The 15192-nt window shown below is 67.8% G+C and carries 15 protein-coding genes; 13 read left to right on the plus strand and 2 right to left on the minus strand.

What is annotated here, in order from left to right:
* Positions 1-40 precede the first annotated feature (40 nt).
* Genes AEQU_RS00235 through AEQU_RS00245 form a run of 3 tightly spaced genes read left to right on the plus strand, consistent with a single transcriptional unit; the run spans position 41 to position 2585 of the window.
* A complete protein-coding gene (locus tag AEQU_RS00235) occupies positions 41-709 on the plus strand; it encodes a DNA cytosine methyltransferase (RefSeq protein ID WP_173011775.1) in 669 nt (222 codons plus the stop codon).
* Positions 700-1245: a DNA N-6-adenine-methyltransferase gene (locus tag AEQU_RS00240; RefSeq protein WP_009305534.1), complete on the plus strand. Its 546-nt coding sequence runs from the start codon at positions 700-702 to the stop codon at positions 1243-1245. Before AEQU_RS00235 ends, AEQU_RS00240 begins: the two co-directional genes overlap by 10 nt.
* A complete protein-coding gene (locus tag AEQU_RS00245; protein ID WP_009305533.1) occupies positions 1242-2585 on the plus strand; it encodes a DNA cytosine methyltransferase in 1344 nt (447 codons plus the stop codon). Before AEQU_RS00240 ends, AEQU_RS00245 begins: the two co-directional genes overlap by 4 nt.
* On the opposite strand, the gene AEQU_RS00250 is transcribed toward AEQU_RS00245, so the two are convergent.
* Both AEQU_RS00250 and AEQU_RS00255 read right to left on the minus strand, forming a co-directional pair.
* Positions 2548-3468, minus strand: a complete 921-nt coding sequence (locus AEQU_RS00250) for a DUF4238 domain-containing protein (protein ID WP_223901145.1) — start codon at positions 3466-3468, stop codon at positions 2548-2550. The genes AEQU_RS00245 and AEQU_RS00250 overlap by 38 nt on opposite strands.
* Before the next feature lie 172 nt (positions 3469-3640).
* Positions 3641-4663, minus strand: coding sequence for an Abi family protein (locus AEQU_RS00255; RefSeq protein WP_009305531.1), 1023 nt, complete (start codon positions 4661-4663; stop codon positions 3641-3643).
* A gap of 138 nt (positions 4664-4801) precedes the next feature.
* Here AEQU_RS00255 and AEQU_RS00260 point away from each other — a divergent pair, with 138 nt between their 5' ends.
* From AEQU_RS00260 to AEQU_RS00305, 10 genes are all read left to right on the plus strand, one after another.
* On the plus strand, positions 4802-5770 hold the full coding sequence (locus AEQU_RS00260) for a toprim domain-containing protein (protein WP_009305530.1): 969 nt from the start codon (positions 4802-4804) through the stop codon (positions 5768-5770).
* 134 nt (positions 5771-5904) lie between these two features.
* Positions 5905-6234 (plus strand): MobC family plasmid mobilization relaxosome protein, encoded by a 330-nt coding sequence (locus AEQU_RS00265; RefSeq protein ID WP_009305529.1) that lies wholly within the window; start codon positions 5905-5907, stop codon positions 6232-6234.
* Between the two features lies 1 nt (position 6235).
* The gene (locus tag AEQU_RS00270; protein ID WP_009305528.1) at positions 6236-7582 is read left to right on the plus strand and encodes a relaxase/mobilization nuclease domain-containing protein; all 1347 of its coding nucleotides are present in this window, start codon (positions 6236-6238) and stop codon (positions 7580-7582) included.
* On the plus strand, positions 7557-8282 hold the full coding sequence (locus AEQU_RS00275; RefSeq protein WP_009305527.1) for a PcfB family protein: 726 nt from the start codon (positions 7557-7559) through the stop codon (positions 8280-8282). Before AEQU_RS00270 ends, AEQU_RS00275 begins: the two co-directional genes overlap by 26 nt.
* 3 nt (positions 8283-8285) lie before the next feature.
* On the plus strand, positions 8286-9152 hold the full coding sequence (locus AEQU_RS00280; RefSeq protein WP_009305526.1) for an ArdC-like ssDNA-binding domain-containing protein: 867 nt from the start codon (positions 8286-8288) through the stop codon (positions 9150-9152).
* Positions 9149-10969, plus strand: a complete 1821-nt coding sequence (locus AEQU_RS00285; RefSeq protein WP_022738126.1) for a VirD4-like conjugal transfer protein, CD1115 family — start codon at positions 9149-9151, stop codon at positions 10967-10969. The genes AEQU_RS00280 and AEQU_RS00285 overlap by 4 nt, the downstream gene beginning before the upstream one ends.
* A complete protein-coding gene (locus tag AEQU_RS00290) occupies positions 10953-11285 on the plus strand; it encodes a hypothetical protein (RefSeq protein WP_009305525.1) in 333 nt (110 codons plus the stop codon). The genes AEQU_RS00285 and AEQU_RS00290 overlap by 17 nt, the downstream gene beginning before the upstream one ends.
* Before the next feature lie 34 nt (positions 11286-11319).
* Positions 11320-12159 (plus strand): VirB6/TrbL-like conjugal transfer protein, CD1112 family, encoded by an 840-nt coding sequence (locus AEQU_RS00295; protein ID WP_009305524.1) that lies wholly within the window; start codon positions 11320-11322, stop codon positions 12157-12159.
* 103 nt (positions 12160-12262) lie between these two features.
* Entirely contained in the window at positions 12263-12646 is a 384-nt protein-coding gene (locus tag AEQU_RS00300; RefSeq protein ID WP_009305523.1) for a PrgI family protein, read from the plus strand.
* A complete protein-coding gene (locus AEQU_RS00305) occupies positions 12627-14936 on the plus strand; it encodes a VirB4-like conjugal transfer ATPase, CD1110 family (protein ID WP_009305522.1) in 2310 nt (769 codons plus the stop codon). The genes AEQU_RS00300 and AEQU_RS00305 overlap by 20 nt, the downstream gene beginning before the upstream one ends.
* The last annotated feature ends 256 nt before the right edge of the window (positions 14937-15192 follow it).

Here is a 15192-nt window from a genome sequence, read left to right on the forward strand (position 1 = left end):
GCAACGCCGGGGCATTCCTTTTCGCGAAGGGGGAATGTTTATGAAAGTGCTCGAACTGTTCAGCGGAACGCGCTCCATCGGCGAGGCGTTCGAAAAGCGGGGCCACGAGGTGTTCTCGGTGGAGTGGGACGAATCGCTGCCCGCCGACCTCCACGCCGACATCGAGTTCCTGAAAGCGCCGGACGTCCTGCGCGCATTCGGCCGGCCCGACGTGGTGTGGGCGTCGCCGGACTGCGCCACGTTCTCCATGGCGGGCATATCGCGCCACAGGCGCAAGAACGCCAACACCGGCAACCTGGACCCCGTGAGCGACTACGCGCTCAAATGCGACCGGGTGGATCTGGCGATGCTCCGCCTCATCCGCGATCTGAGGCCGGCGCTCTACTTCATAGAGAACCCGCGCGCGGGCCTGCGCAAGCAGGACATGATGGCGGTCATCCCCCGCCACACCGTCACCTACTGCCAATACGGCGCGAGGGCCATGAAGCCGACCGACATATTCACGAACGCCTCCGACCCGCGATTCTGCCCGCCGTGCCGCAACGGGGCGCCCTGCCACGAGTCGGCGCCGCGCGGGTCGAAGTCCGGCACGCAGGGCCTGGCGAACGCGCGCGAGCGCGGGCGCATCCCCGAGAGGCTGTGCCTGCACATCGTTGACGTGTGCGAGCGCGAGGTGCCCATCCGAAAGGCGGCGGGGCTATGCCGGTGAAAAGCGCGGCAGCAGCGCCGCCAGGCGGCTTCACCGGCGCCGGCGGGGCGGCCTTCTCGTCGGCGCGCGACGACTGGGAGACCCCCGCGTGGCTGTTCTCGGCGCTCGATTCCGAGTTCCACTTCACCCTTGACGCGGCGAGCTCGGACGCCAACGCCAAATGCGAAAGGCACCTCACCAAACGAGACGACGGGCTCGCGGCTGACTGGGGCGGCGAGAGAGTGTGGGTGAATCCGCCCTACGGCCGGGGCGTCGGGGCATGGGCGCGCAAGGCGGCAATCGAGGGCGCCAAGCCGCGCACGACGGTCGCGCTGCTGGTGGCGGCGCGCACGGACACCGAGTGGTTCCTCCGTTACATCCTCGGCCATGCAGAGATAAGGCTCGTTCGCGGCCGCATCAGGTTCGAGCTCGCCGGCGTCGCTCAGGGCCCCGCGCCCTTTCCGAGCATGGTCGCCGTGTTCGGGGAGGGCGCCGCCCCCGGCAAGGTGTCGTCAATAGCCAACGCCGCAGCGCGCGGCGGGAAGGGGGCTTCGTGAGGTACGTGAGCCTTTTCTCAGGCATAGAGGCGGCGAGCTGCGCGTGGGGGCCGCTCGGCTGGGAGGCGGTCGCCTTCAGCGAGATCGACCCGTTCTGCAACGCGGTTCTCGCTACTCGCTTCCCGAGCGTGCCCAACCTGGGAGATATATCGAAGGTCGAGTGGAAGGAGATGCGTGGCGAGATCGACGTTGTCATCGGCGGAAGCCCGTGCCAGAGCTTTTCCGTCGCCGGAAAGAGAACGGGGCTCAAAGGCGAGTCGGGCCTCATGCTCGAATTTATTCGAGCTGTACGTGAGGTCATGCCGAGATGCTTTGTCTGGGAGAACGTCCCGGGAGCGCTCTCGAGCGAGAACGGGGAGGCTTTCCGATGCCTGCTCCGGGCGATGGATGAGGTCGGGTACGGTCTGGCATGGAGAATTCTGGACGCGCAATTCTTCGGCTTGGCCCAGCGACGCGAGCGTGTCTTTCTTGTCGGAGTGCTTGGAAGCGCCGCCCGTGCCTGCGAGGTACTATTTGAGCCCCACTGCATGCGCTGGGATCATCCGCCGGGCAAGGAGAAGAGGGCGCTCCTTGCCGCCGCAGCTGGAGGAGGCGCTCGAACGGCAGGCTTCAAGTACTCCGCCGCCCCCGCCAGCGGGTCGGTAGGCCACGCCGCCGAGCAATCGCCCACCCTCACGGCCGACTGGCACGCGCCCGCCGTCTACGGCATCGTTGGCAACTCCATAGGCCGAAAGCCTGAAAACGGGGGCAATGGCGCGGGCTTCTGCGACCCCGACGAGAAAGGCATGTACACCCTCACCGCCGCCGACCGCCACGCCGTGGCCCTGCCTGCGGGCGGGCCGCCGCGCGAGGCCCTGTGCCTCGCGTCCACCCATGCGAACGCGCACGTGGGCGACGGCCTGTGCGGGTGCCTCACGGCGAACGCCGCCAAGGGGCCGCCCATGGCGTGCCTTTCGGGGGACGCGGCCAACGCGGCGTGCGACGTGGACCTGGCGGGCACGCTGAAGGTGGGCGGCTCCCCGTCGTGCGTGGGCCCCGTCGCGGCGTTCGCCCAGAACACGCGCGACGAGGTGCGCTTCGTCGGCGGGTCGGGCAGCCACGTGGGCGCGCTCGCCGCGCATCCCGGCGTCAAGCAGGCGAGCCACGTCCTGCAGGGTCCGGCGGTCAGGCGGCTCACGCCGTTGGAGTGCGAGAGGCTGCAAGGCTTCCCGGACAACTGGACGAACGTGGAGTTCCGCGGCAAGCCGGCTCCGGACGGCCGTCGTTACAAAGCCCTCGGAAACGCCATGGCCGTCCCGGTCGTCAAATGGATCGGCGAGAGGGTGGAGAAGGCCGTTTAGCCTCGGCGAAAGAGCGGGCCTCTTCCAGGGTCCGCCTGTCCTTCGCTACGACGAAGCGGACGAAGTCCGCCTCGAAGTAGGCGGCGTTGAGCCTGACGACATCGCGCGCGCCGAGCAGCTCGCAACCTCCCATCCCCCGACGGGGGCCGGGGCCGTAGATGACGGCCGCATTCGGGCTGATAGGGCAGTACAGAGAGGAGAGGCGATCCCGCCCCCCTGTTTCCCGAACAACGGGGAGGACGGGGAAAGACGCGGTGGCGAACGAGGCGCACCCGGGCGCGCGCAGGACGATCCCCTCCATTTCGAGCAGCTCTCCTACGATGAGCCCTTGGTAGGACCCGTCGCCCGTATCTAGCAGCAGGCGGCGCGTGACGCCTTCCGCCGCCACCCCCTCGAACGCGCCCTCGTGCCCCAGAGCCCTCATAAGGTCGCGATACGGAGAGAGGTCTTCTTCCGAAGCCGACAACATAAGCTCATTCCGGAGGGGCTTGAACACGCTGGGATGGCGAGCAATCGCATTCGCCACAAAAGACGCGATGATTCTCGCGTCGTCATCGCCGACGCACGTGAACGGGGCGTTCGGCACGCACAGGGCCGCCACCCTTTTCAGGACGGGGGCAAAAGCGCTCTCCAGTTCGCAGAGGCCGTCCTCAGTGTAGTTCGGATAGACGAATTTCCCCTTGTACCAGTTGGGGTCGTTCGATAGGGATTCGTACAGGTACCTCTCCGCACAGAAATCGCCAACCGAGGGTGTAAATATTCCCCCCGACTCCTTATCTAGCGCGAACACCGTGTCGCCGCTCCCGCAAAACCCACGCAAGTAGAACTTCGGAACGTAATGCTGCTTCTTCTTTTTCGGCCCTTTTGTGTTCATGGAAGTCACCGCCAAACCGAGCTCCGCCGTCGGGCAAACGAGGGCGATCTGCCGGACGTCGGTTCGGAAGACGCAGTTGAAGCGACGTGAGAGCCAACCAAGCCCAAAAAACTAGAGCCAATCCCAGCGGGATTGGCCCATACAAAACCCGAAGGTTTTTGAATCTGAGGTTATGGTGCCATCAGCCGAGCGCCTTGTCAATGAGATTCGCCAGAAACCTCAGGTACGACACGAACCCGTTCTGGACGCCGTAGCTCTCGCACGTGCCGAGAAGACTCGCGCGCAGCCCTTCCAGCAGCGCCGTCGAACGGGGACAGAGCGCCGGCCCTCCCAATCGGTCGAACATCACGAGCGTCTCGAGGAGCTGCTGCATACGACGGTTCCTTAACTTGGCGCGGCGCGTCTTGCTGTTGCCGACGCCTTTCTCGGCGAGCCAATCGTAGACCAGGCTGGAAAGCGCGTAATCGCACTCGTTGGAGCCGTCCATCCCGTTGACTATGCAGCTGCCGTGGGAACAGCAGTTCCTCACGGCCTTCACGCCCTTGAGGATGTAGTGCTCCTCCCGCATGACGGCGTCGTCCCATCGCTCGGAGCAGAACAGGCAGAAGGCCAGCGCCGTTCCGAACGTGACCACCTCCAAAAACGCCCATACGGGCATCGCGTCTCGGTAATGGCCGATGATGCGCCCGGTGTAAACGTCGCCGACGATGCCGGCGGACATGCGCGAGGAGAGATCCCGCTCGATGTAGCTGCGGTATCTCCTCTGTTGCGCCCTCATGAAATCGGCGACTATGCCGTAGCCGTCCTCGTCGTCGAGCCTGGAGGCGCGCGTCACCATGGAGGTCTTGGCCAGCCGCTCCACGTCTTGCGAGACAGCTAGGAACGCCTTGCGGAGCTCGTCGTCGAGCGCATCGAGAGCCAGCAGGTCGGCGAAGTCAAGCCTCACGTACTTCCCCCGGTCGTCGCCGGACGCGTGCTTCTGGAACAGCCTGCGGCATGACGCGAGGTGCACGAAGGTTCCCCGGCGGGCCAAAGCGTCCGCGGCTTGCTCCTCGCCGCATCGCTCGAACGAGACGCCTTTCGCCTTCAGAAGCGCAACCTGCTCCTCCGGGTTCAGCATCGGCTTGAGCCCCGTCACCTCGTGCGCGCCCTCCCCGATGCTCCATGCAGTGTATGTTTCACTCGGATTCACCATGCCCGCCATTCTACCCCTTTCAGCGTCTCTTGGGCACGCCGCGTTCCGCGCATCTCGAATCGGCATGGCGAAGCGAAGGCGAATGGGGGCACGCCGCGCCGCTCCGGCGGCCACAGGCAAATCCGAAGACAAGAAAAGGACGAAAACATGCCATACGTCGACCCTGAAATCATCGCTGAAGTGAAGCGGGTTGACCTGCTTACTTACCTGCAAGAGCGCGAACCCGACGAGCTGGTGCGCATTTCGCCCGGCGTCTACTGCACGAAGGAACACGACAGCCTTAAGATCTCCAACGGCAAGTGGTTCTGGTGGAGCCGGGATCTCGGCGGCAGGAGCGCGCTCGACTTCCTCGTCAAAGTGCGCGACATGGCCTTCCTCGACGCCGTGGAGCATCTGCGGGCCGACCGCCCTGCCGTTGCGAGAGCATCCCCGCCCGCGCATGCCGCCCCACCGGCGAGCGCGCCGCGCCCGGCGTTTCGCCTCCCACGCCGGTGCGCCGACGACGATGCGATGCGGTACCTCGAATCGCGCGGCATCTCGCGCAGCCTGCTGAAGGGCCTCGTGGATGCCGGAGACGTCTACGGCACCATGCGCGGCGGGGTCGCGTGCGCGGTGTTCGTCGGCAGGGACCGCACGGGCGTTCCGAGGTACGCGGCCTTGCGCTCGTGCGAGGGAGGCTTCAAGGGCGAGGCTCCCAGATCCGACAAGCGCTTCGCGTTCTCCCTGCAAAGCGTCCGAAACAACGGCGTGCTCCATGTTTTCGAGAGCGCCATAGACGCGCTTTCCTACGCGACCATCCTCGAGCACGAGGGCAAGCAGACGGCCAGCTTGGGGATGCTGTCCCTCGGCGGGGTGTCGGTCCCCCATGCGCGCAACGGAGCCCCGAAGCTGCCGCTCGCCCTCGCGCAGCATCTTGACGACCGCCCATACATCGCCTCGTTGGCCTTGCATCTCGACAACGACGAGGCGGGCAGGCGGGCCGCCCGCGAGATCGCGCGCGCAGCCGCTTCTCGCGGCGTGGCGGCGTCGATGGAGCCTCCCCCGGAGGGTAAGGACGTGAATGAGTTCCTCTTGGCCCGCCGCTCCAGAGGCCGAGCGCCCGACAGGGGAAGGTGATCTTTCTTTCGGCGGGTTGCGAAGTCCGCCGCCGAGGCGGCGGAAAACCGTCGCGTACCAGCAAGCAACGCCGAGCGCTGGCGCTCGGCAGACGCAGGGGGCACCCCCTGCAACCCCGCGAAGGGAGGCGGCGAATGGAAAGGCGCACGCGCAAGGCCACGGTGAGGCTCACGGAGGAAGAGCTGGCGCGGCTCAAAGAGGCGGCGCGCAGGGCGGGCTGGTCGCAGGAGGCGTACCTGCGCGCGCTCATAGGGGGCATCGACCCGAGGCCGAAGCCGCCGCCCGACTACCTGGCGATGACCCGCGAGCTGCACGCCATCGGGAACAACCTCAACCAGATCGCGCGCAAGGCCCACGCCCTCGGCACCGTGGACGCCGCCCGCTACGACGCCGAGGCGCGAAGGCTCGAAGCCGCGCTCCGCGAGATCGTGGCGGCGGTCAAAGAGCCGGGAAGGAGGCGATGAGGTGGCCGTCACGTCGATTTGGAAGGTCGAAGGGCGCCTGGCGCGCGTGCTCGGGTACGCCGGGAACCCGGACAAGGCCGAAGGCTCGCCCGACGAGTGGGAGCTCCAGGGCGTGGGCGCCGCCATCCTCTACGCCGCCGACCCCGGCAAGACTGAGCGGCAGCTGTACGTGACCGGCGTCAACTGCCTGCCCGCCACGGCGCTGGAAGAGATGAACGCGACCAAGCGCCAATACGGCAAGACGGGCGGCATCGTGGCCTTCCACGGATACCAGGCGTTCGCGCCCGGCGAGACCGACCCCGCCACGGCCCACGAGGTGGGCGTCGCCCTCGCCCAAGAGCTGTGGGGCGGCCGCTTCGAGGTTGTGGTGGCCACCCATCTGGACAAGGCCCACCTCCACAACCACTTCGTGGTCAACTCTGTGTCCTTCGCCGACGGCAGGCGCTTCCACCGAGACGCCGCCTGCTACCGCGCGATGCGCGAAGCGTCCGACGAACTGTGCCGGGAGCATGGTCTTTCGGTGGTGGAGAGCCCCGGGCGCGGCGGCGCGCGCCACCACGCCGAATGGCGCGCCGAGCGCGAGGGGCGCCCCACGTGGCGCTCGCTCGTGAAGGCCGACGTGGACGAGGCCGTAGGGCGTGCGGCGAGCATGCGCCAGTTCCACGCGAACCTGCGCGCGATGGGCTACGACGTGAAGGTGGGCAAGGACATATCGGTGCGCCCGCCCGGCAAGGAGCGTTTCGTGCGCCTGCGCCGCAATTTCGGGGACGCGTACTCGCAGGAGGGCATCGGCGCGCGCATCCTCGCCAACAGCCGCCAGCGCCTGCCCCTCGGCAGGCCGAGGCCCGCTCCCAAGGAGCGCCCGCCCGTGCCGAAGGGCACGCTCGTGAGCCTGTACCGCAGGTACATGGCGCTGCTCAACGGCGCGAAGAGGCAGAGGGCGCCAGGCGGGCGGGCGCATTTCCTGCTGCGCGAGGATCTGCGCGAACTCGAAGCCATATCGGGGGAGCTCGCGCTGCTCGCGCGCGAGGGGATAGAGACGCGATCCCAGCTGGCGGCATACGAAAGAGCCTTGGCCGACAAGTCCGAGGCGCTGCAGGCCGAACGCCGCGCGCTGCGCAACGAGGCGAGGCGCTCCAAGGCGGCGGGATCCCCCGCGCCCCCAAACCCCCGCATCGCCGAGATAGCGTCGGAGCTGCGGGGCGCAAGGCGCGAGGCGCGCGCCTGCGCGCGCATCCGGGCAAGAAGCGCCGAGCTGCCGGCCCGCATCGCGCAGATCGAGGGCGCCGAAGCGAACAGAGAGGAAAGGCAGGTGGAAGGTCATGGACGCATCGAGCGAGGCTGCTGAGCAGATCGTGAGGATGACGCTCGAGGGAACCGAGGTGGCGCTGCGCATCACGGGCGCCGGCGCGAAGAACGCGGCCGCCATGCTGCTGGCGGCCGCGGCGAGCAACGAGAAAACCAAGGGCAGGGCGCGGCTTTCGGCGATGCTCAAATCGGGCCGTGAGCTGCGCGTGTTCCCCATCCGCTTTGACGATCTGAAAGGGTTCGCGAAGGAGGCCCGACGCTACGGCATCGCATACGCCGTCGTGAAGCAGAAGGACGGCGAATCCGTCGATCTTCTGGTGCGGACCGAGGACGCGAGCAAGGTGAACCGCATCGCGGAGAGGCTCGGCCTGTGCCGCATGAGAGACGACGCCCGCGAAGCGCCCGAGCCGCGCGAGGGGAATCGGCACGATGGGCGCGCGCACGCCGCGCAGGCGCCGCGCGCACCCGAACAAGCTGCGGCGCTCCTCGATGATTTGCTGGCATCGCCGGGCGACAGCGACGCCTCCCCTTTAGCGCAAGCCCCGGCGGAAAGCCGTCCGTCAGGGCCTACATCCGCGAGAAAACGGCTCTCAGAAAAGGATGGTGAGGCAGCGCGCAAGCGCTGCGGCAGGCTGTCCGTGCGCGCGGAGATGCGCGCCATATCGGCGGCACGCGAAATGAGCGGCGAAGCGCATGCGACTCGCAAGCCCATGGCGCGCGCCCTGGAGAAAGGAAGGTAGAGCATGCAAGATATCTACCGGATGATGGAAGAACGCAGTAGCCGGGAATTCGCGCCGGAAGGCGAGTTCGACAAGCAAGCGTGGGCGGAGCGGAAGCAGAGCGAGCGCCAAGAGGCATTCGACCGCGCCGACGCCGCCGCGCTGCGCGCGAATTCGGATCCAGCGGCGCTGGAGACGTACATGCGGGTGGCGGCGCAGCTGCCCCACCATTCCGCCACGAACATCCTGCTCATAGCCGACCGCATACCGAACGCGACGCGCGTCGGCACGGCTGAGCATTGGCGCAGGCAGGGAGCGTCGGTGAGGCGCGGGCAGAAGGCGATCCCCATCATCGAACCCGTCAAGGAGTACGTGCGCGACGACGGCAGCATCGGCGTCTTGTACGACGTGCGCAAGGTGTTCGACGTGTCGCAGACCACCGCGCGGCCATGCCTGCCGCGCAGAGTGGACCCTCACGCCGCGCTCGCGGCGCTGGTCGCTCGCTCGCCGACGAGAATAGAGCCGGTTGACGACCTCGGCGGCGTCCCCGCCGAGTACGATCACGCCTCGGGGGCCATACGGGTGCAGCGAGGGCTCGATGAGCCGCAGCTGCTCTCGGCGCTGATAGTCGAGGCGGCGCATGCCAGCATGGCGCTCGGCCTCGATGCCTACGACAGGGAGACGCACGCCGCGAAGGCCGACCTCGCGGCGGGCATAGCCGCCCGCCGCCTGGGACTCGAATGTTCGGGAGCCGTCGCCGCGCCCGCGCCACCGGAAGCGAGCGCGCGCGAGGTGAGGGACGCCTTGGGCGAGATCGGCAAGGCCGCGCGCGACGTGTCGGAGCGCATGGCCCCGCCCGAAAGGCGGCGCGACAGGTCGGAGGGCAGATGAGGCCCCCGACGGCTGGCGAGGCGGCAGCCGCCGCGCTCGCCGCGCCGCTGGCGGCGTGGGCGGGGTTCGTCGCCGCCCCCGCCTTGGACGGCGGGGGGTCGCTCGCCTCGCTCATCGCGGCGTTCTCGGATCCCTTTTCGACGAAGCCCACGGCGGGCGGCGCGCGATGGGCGCTGCTGTTCCTGGTCCTGTATGCCGCCTGCGCGGCGGCGTGGCTGCTCACCCGGCGCAACCTGCGCCCCGGCGAGGAGCACGGCAGCGCCCGGTGGGGTGACGCCCGCCGCATCTGCCACCGCTACCGGGGGCGCGACCCCGCAGGCGACAAGCTGCTCACGCGCAATTTTCGCATGAGCTACGACACCCACGCCCACAGGCGCTCGATGAACACGCTCGTGGTGGGCGGCTCGGGCGCAGGCAAAACGCGCGGGTTCAGCCTGCCCAACGCCTGCCAGGCCAACACATCGATGGTGGTGCTCGACCCGAAGGGCGAGATCGTGCGCGCCGTGGGCGGGCTGCTCGAATCGAGGGGCTACGAGGTGCGCGTGCTCGACCTCGTGCGCATGGAGAGGTCCCACTGCTACAACCCGCTTTCCTACATCGAGTCGGACGCGGACGCGCAGCGGCTCAACACCAACCTGTTCAAGGCGACGACTCCCAAGGGCGCGCAGAGCCAGGATCCTTTCTGGGACACGGCCGCCGGGATGCTGCACCTGGCGCTTCTGCTTTACCTCGTGCACGAGGCACCGCCCGAGGAGCGCAACTACGCCACCCTCATGGAGATGCTGCGCGCCGGCGAGGTGCGCGAGGACGACGACGATTACGCCTCGGTGCTCGACGAGCTGTTCGACCGGCTGGAGATGAGGGACCCTGGCCACATCGCGCTCAAATACTACCGCAGCTACCGCTCCGGCTCGGCCAAGACGCTCAAATCCATCCAGGTGACGCTCGCCTCCAGGCTGGAGAAGTTCAACCTCGACGCCCTGGCGTCGCTCACCGCCACAGACGAGCTCGACCTGCCGTCGCTCGGGGAGCGCAAGGTGGCCCTGTTCGCAGTCATACCCGACAACGACACCAGTTTCAACTTCCTGGTGTCCGTCCTCTACACGCAGCTGTTCCAGCAGCTTTTCGCGCTCGCGGACGGAAAACACGGCGGGCAGCTGCCCGTGCACGTGCACTTCCTCATGGATGAGTTCGCCAACGTGAGCTTACCCAATGATTTTGAGAAGATACTCTCCACCATGCGCGGGCGCGGGGTGTCCGCGTCGATCATCATCCAGAACATGGCGCAGCTGCGGGCGCTGTTCGACAAGCAGTGGGAGTCCATCGTCGGCAACTGCGACGAGTTCCTGTACCTGGGCGGCAACGAGCAATCCACCCACAAGTACGTCAGCGAGCTTCTGGGCAAGGAGACCATCGACCTCGACACGCACGGCAGGACCACCGGGAGGGGCGGCAGCTGGTCCACCAACCAGCAGATCTCGGGGCGCGAGCTCATGACGCCCGACGAGGTGCGCATGCTCGACAACTCCCGCGCGCTGCTCTTCGTGCGCGGCGAGCGCCCCATCATCGACTTAAAGCTCGACATAGCGCGGCATCCCGCCGCGCGGCTCACCCCCGAGGGCGGCGCGCCGCCCTGCGAGCACGGCGCCTGCCCGCTGGCAAGCGCCGCCGTGGCGCCCTACGAAGGCGTTGCCCCCGCGAGCGCGCAGGCCGCGCCTGCGGGCTGCGTCGTGCTCGACGGGGAGGAGGCCGAGGCAGCGCTCGCGGCGGAGGCGGCGGGCGGGAAAGGAGAACCAACGCATGAGAAAGACCACTGAGGGGAAGAAGGCCCGCCCCGCAGCCCGCGCGCGGCTCATGGCGGCAATCGCCGTCTGCGCCGCTTCGGCCTTGGCGCTGGAGCCGCCCGCCGCGTTCGCGGCGACCGACCCGATAGCGGCGGTGGACAACCTCTCCACGTTCATCTTCGGGCTCATCAGGAGCGTCGGGCTCATCCTGCTCGGCTTCGGCGTGGTGCAGGTGGGCATGTCGCTCAAGAGCCACGACCCGTCCCAGCGCGCCAACGGCTTCCTGACCCTGGCGGGCGGCGTGGTCATCACGTTCGCGAAGGAAATCTTGGATATCATCGTCGGATAGGCCCGTCGCGCGGGCCCCGAAAGGAGGCGGGCCGTTGGATTCGGACAACTGGGTGGTCAGCAACCTCCAGGGAGCGCTCGACACGTGGAACGAGAAGATGGGCGAGATCGTGGGGTTGCTCACGGCGTCGCCCGCCGACTTCCGGGGCGGCGGGATATGGGACGCGGTGCTCTCCATCCACGGCGCCGTGCAGGCGGTGGCGCTCGCGCTCCTCGTGCTGTTCTTCCTGTCGGGCCTCGTGAAGACCTGCGGCTCGTTCGCCGAGGCCAAGCGCCCGGAGGTGGTGTTGAAGCTGTTCGTGCGGTTCGTGCTGGCGCACGCCGCCGTCGTCTACGGGCTTGAGCTCATGATGGCGTTCCTCGACGTGGTGCAGGGGCTCATCGGCGACATGATGGATGCTGCGGGCTTTGCGTCGGCCGCGCCCGCCGCGCTGCCTGGCGAGATGGTGGAGGCCATCGAGGACGTGGGCTTCCTCGACGCCATACCCCTGTGGGCGGTGACGTTGCTCGGCGGGCTGCTCGTCACGGTGCTCTCGTTCATCATGATACTGGCGGTGTACGGCAGGTTCTTCAAGATATACATGTACACCGCGCTCGCGCCCATACCCCTGTCCACCTTCGCGGGCGAGCCGAGTCAGTCGGTCGGCAAGGCGTTCCTCAAAAGCTACGGGGCCGTGTGCCTCGAGGGTGCGGTCATCCTGCTCGCATGCGTCATATTCTCGCTGTTCGCATCGGCGCCGCCGGTGGTGGATGCCGAGGCTCCCGTGGTCACGCAGGTGTGGTCGTACGTGGGAGAGCTTGCCTTCAACATGCTGGTGCTCACGGGCATGGTCAAGATGGCCGACCGCGTGGTGCGCGAGATGATGGGGCTTTGACGCCCCTCCCCTTTCCCGAAACAACCGAACGAACACATTGCCCGCGCCGCGCGCGGGGCGCTTTACGCGCCCGCTTCGCCGCGCAGGCAGAGAGGAGCAAGAAGTGGAAGTGAAGGTCAACCGAGAGATACGCGAGTATACCGAGGGGGTGTTCTTCGGCATGTCGCTTCGGCAGTGCGTCTTCGCGCTGCTCGCCTGCGTCGCCGCCGTGGGGCTCTACTTCGGGCTGTCGCCCTTCCTGAGACTGGACGAGCTCTCCTGGGCGTGCATCGCGGGAGCGGCCCCGTTCGCCGCGCTGGGGTTCGTCACCTGGCACGGCATGGCGGTCGAACGCGCGGCGTGGGCGTGGGCCAAATACGCGCTTTTGACCCCCAAGGAACTGCCCGCGCGCCCGCAGAACCTGTACTACGAGGCCGTCTGCACGCCGCATCGCGCGAAGGGCATCCGCCGCGAGAAAGGAGGGCATCATGGCCGCACTCGCAGCTAGGCGGCGCAAAGGCGGCACGCGGTTCGTCCCGCCGAAAACCGCCGAGGACGCCGTGCCCGTGCGCCGCATCTGGCCCGACGGCGTGTGCCTCACCGACGACGGCGAGTACGCGAAGACCTGGCGCGTGAGCGACGTGAACTACGCGGCGGCGTCAAAGGAGGATAAGGAGGCCATGTTCCTGGGCTACTCGGACCTGCTCAACTCTTTCGACTCCGACGCGCGGGCCAAGGTCACCGTGGCGGTGCGCAGGCTCGACGCCGAAGCCCTCGGGCGGCGCATCCTCATACCGCCCAAGGGCGACGGGCTCGACCGCTACCGCGAGGAGTACAACGCCATGCTCATAGAGAAGGCCACGGGGGCGAATTCCATGGTGCGCGAGATATACCTTACCATCGCCGTGGGAGGGAGAAGCATCCAGGAGGCCCGCTCCTACTTCAACCGCGCGTCGGCGGAGACGGCCGCGCACCTCGCGCGCCTCGGGGCGCACTGCGAGGAGCTCGACGCAGAGGGCAAGCTGCGGCTTCTGAGGGGCTTCTACCGGGGCGGCGCCGACGACCTGCCCATCGACGTGCGCGCCTCGATGCGCCGGGGGCACTCGTTCAAGGACGCCGTTGCGCCCGAGGGCGCGGGCATTGAGGCCGACCGCCTGCGGGTGGGCGGCCGCTGGGCGCGCGCCCTGTACCTGACCGACTACGCGTCCTACATCAAGGACGGCTTTCTGGCCGAGCTTACCGACGCGAGGCGCGCGATGGCGCTTTCCATAGACGTCGTCCCCGTGCCCACTGACGAGGCGGTGCGCGAGGTGGAGCGGCGACTGCTCGGTGTGGAGACGAACATCACCAACTGGACGCGCCGGCAGAACGCCAACATGAACTATAACGTGGCCGTGCCCTACGACATGGAGCAGCAGCGCAAGGAGAGCCGCGAGTTCCTGGACGACCTCATGTCGCGCGACCAGCGCATGATGTTCGCCACGGTGACGCTCGTCCACTTTGCCGACACGCCCGAGGAGCTCGACGCCGACACCGAGGCGCTGCTCTCGTGCGCGCGCAAGCACCTGTGCCGCCTCTCGGTCCTGCGCTTCCAGCAGCTCGACGGGCTGTCAACCGCGCTGCCCATAGGCGTGCGTCGCATCGAGGCGATGCGCACGCTCACCACCGAGAGCCTCGCCGTGCTCATGCCGTTCCGCGTGCAGGAGATCATGGAGGAGGGCGGCATGTACTTCGGCGAGAACGCCATATCGCGCAACCTCATCCTGTGCGACAAGTCGCGGCTCCTGAACCCCAACGCGTTCGTGCTGGGCGTGCCGGGCTCGGGCAAGAGCTTCTCGACCAAGGAGCTCATAGCTATGCTTGCGCTCTCGACCGACGACGACATAGTGATATGCGACCCCGAGCGCGAGTACGCCTCGCTCGCCGAGGCACTGGGCGGCGAGGTGGTGCGCATCGCGGCGGGCAGCCCCCACCACATCAACGCCATGGACATGGTGGAGGGCTACGGCGAGGGAGGCAACCCCGTGGCCGACAAGAGCGAGTTCGTGCTGTCACTGTTCGAGCAGCTCGACCGCCGGGGACTGGGGCCGCAGGCCAAGTCGGTCGTGGACCGCTGCACCTCGGCGGTGTACGCCGACTACCTGCGCGGCGGCGAGGCGCCCACGCTCGCCCACCTGCGCGACAAACTGCTCGCCCAGCCCGAGCCGCAGGCGCGTGACCTGGCGCTTTCGCTGGAGCTGTTCACCTCGGGCACGCTGGACGCGTTCGCGCACCCAACCAACGTGGACACCCGCAACAGGCTCCTCGTCTACGACATCATGGACCTGGGCCGCCAGCTCAAGACCATGGGGCTGCTCGTCATCACCGACGCGATGCTCAACCGCGTGACGGACAACTGGCGCGCGGGCAGGCGCACGCACATCTTCATAGACGAGTTCCACGTGGTGTTCGAGAACGAGTACTCCGGCGCGTTCTTCAACAGCGCGTGGCGCCGCTTCCGCAAGCGCAACGCCTACCCCACGGCCATCACGCAGAACGTGGAGTACCTGCTCGATTCGGTCTTGGCCTCCACGATGCTCTCCAACTCCGAGCTCATCGTCATGCTCAACCAGGCGGCCGCCGACCGCGGGAAACTGGGCGAACTCCTCAACATCAGCCGAGAGCAGATGGGCTACATCACCAACGCCGAGGCGGGCTGCGGCCTCCTGCGCTACGGCGGCGCCATCGTGCCGTTCGCCAACCGCTTCCCGAGGGACACCGAGCTCTACCGCCTCATGACCACTAAGCCCGGGGAGTGACGAAGCAGAAAGGAGGCCGCCTTGCCGAGCGACATCAAGGAGCGCGTCGTCGCCAGGAACGTGAAGACCCTCGACCGCGCGGCGCTTCTCCAAAAGGCGGCGCGGCCCGCAGCGCTGCGCGTCGGCGAAACGGCGAAGGCGGCAAACCCCGCACACACACGCGAACGAAGGGGCGATGAAGCCGAAGGCGGCTGGGCGGCGGCGCGCGGCGAATCGGAGCGAACGGCGCACGAGGGCTTCGCGGCCACAGCGAACG

Source organism: Adlercreutzia equolifaciens DSM 19450 (genome assembly GCF_000478885.1).
GTDB lineage: Bacteria > Actinomycetota > Coriobacteriia > Coriobacteriales > Eggerthellaceae > Adlercreutzia > Adlercreutzia equolifaciens.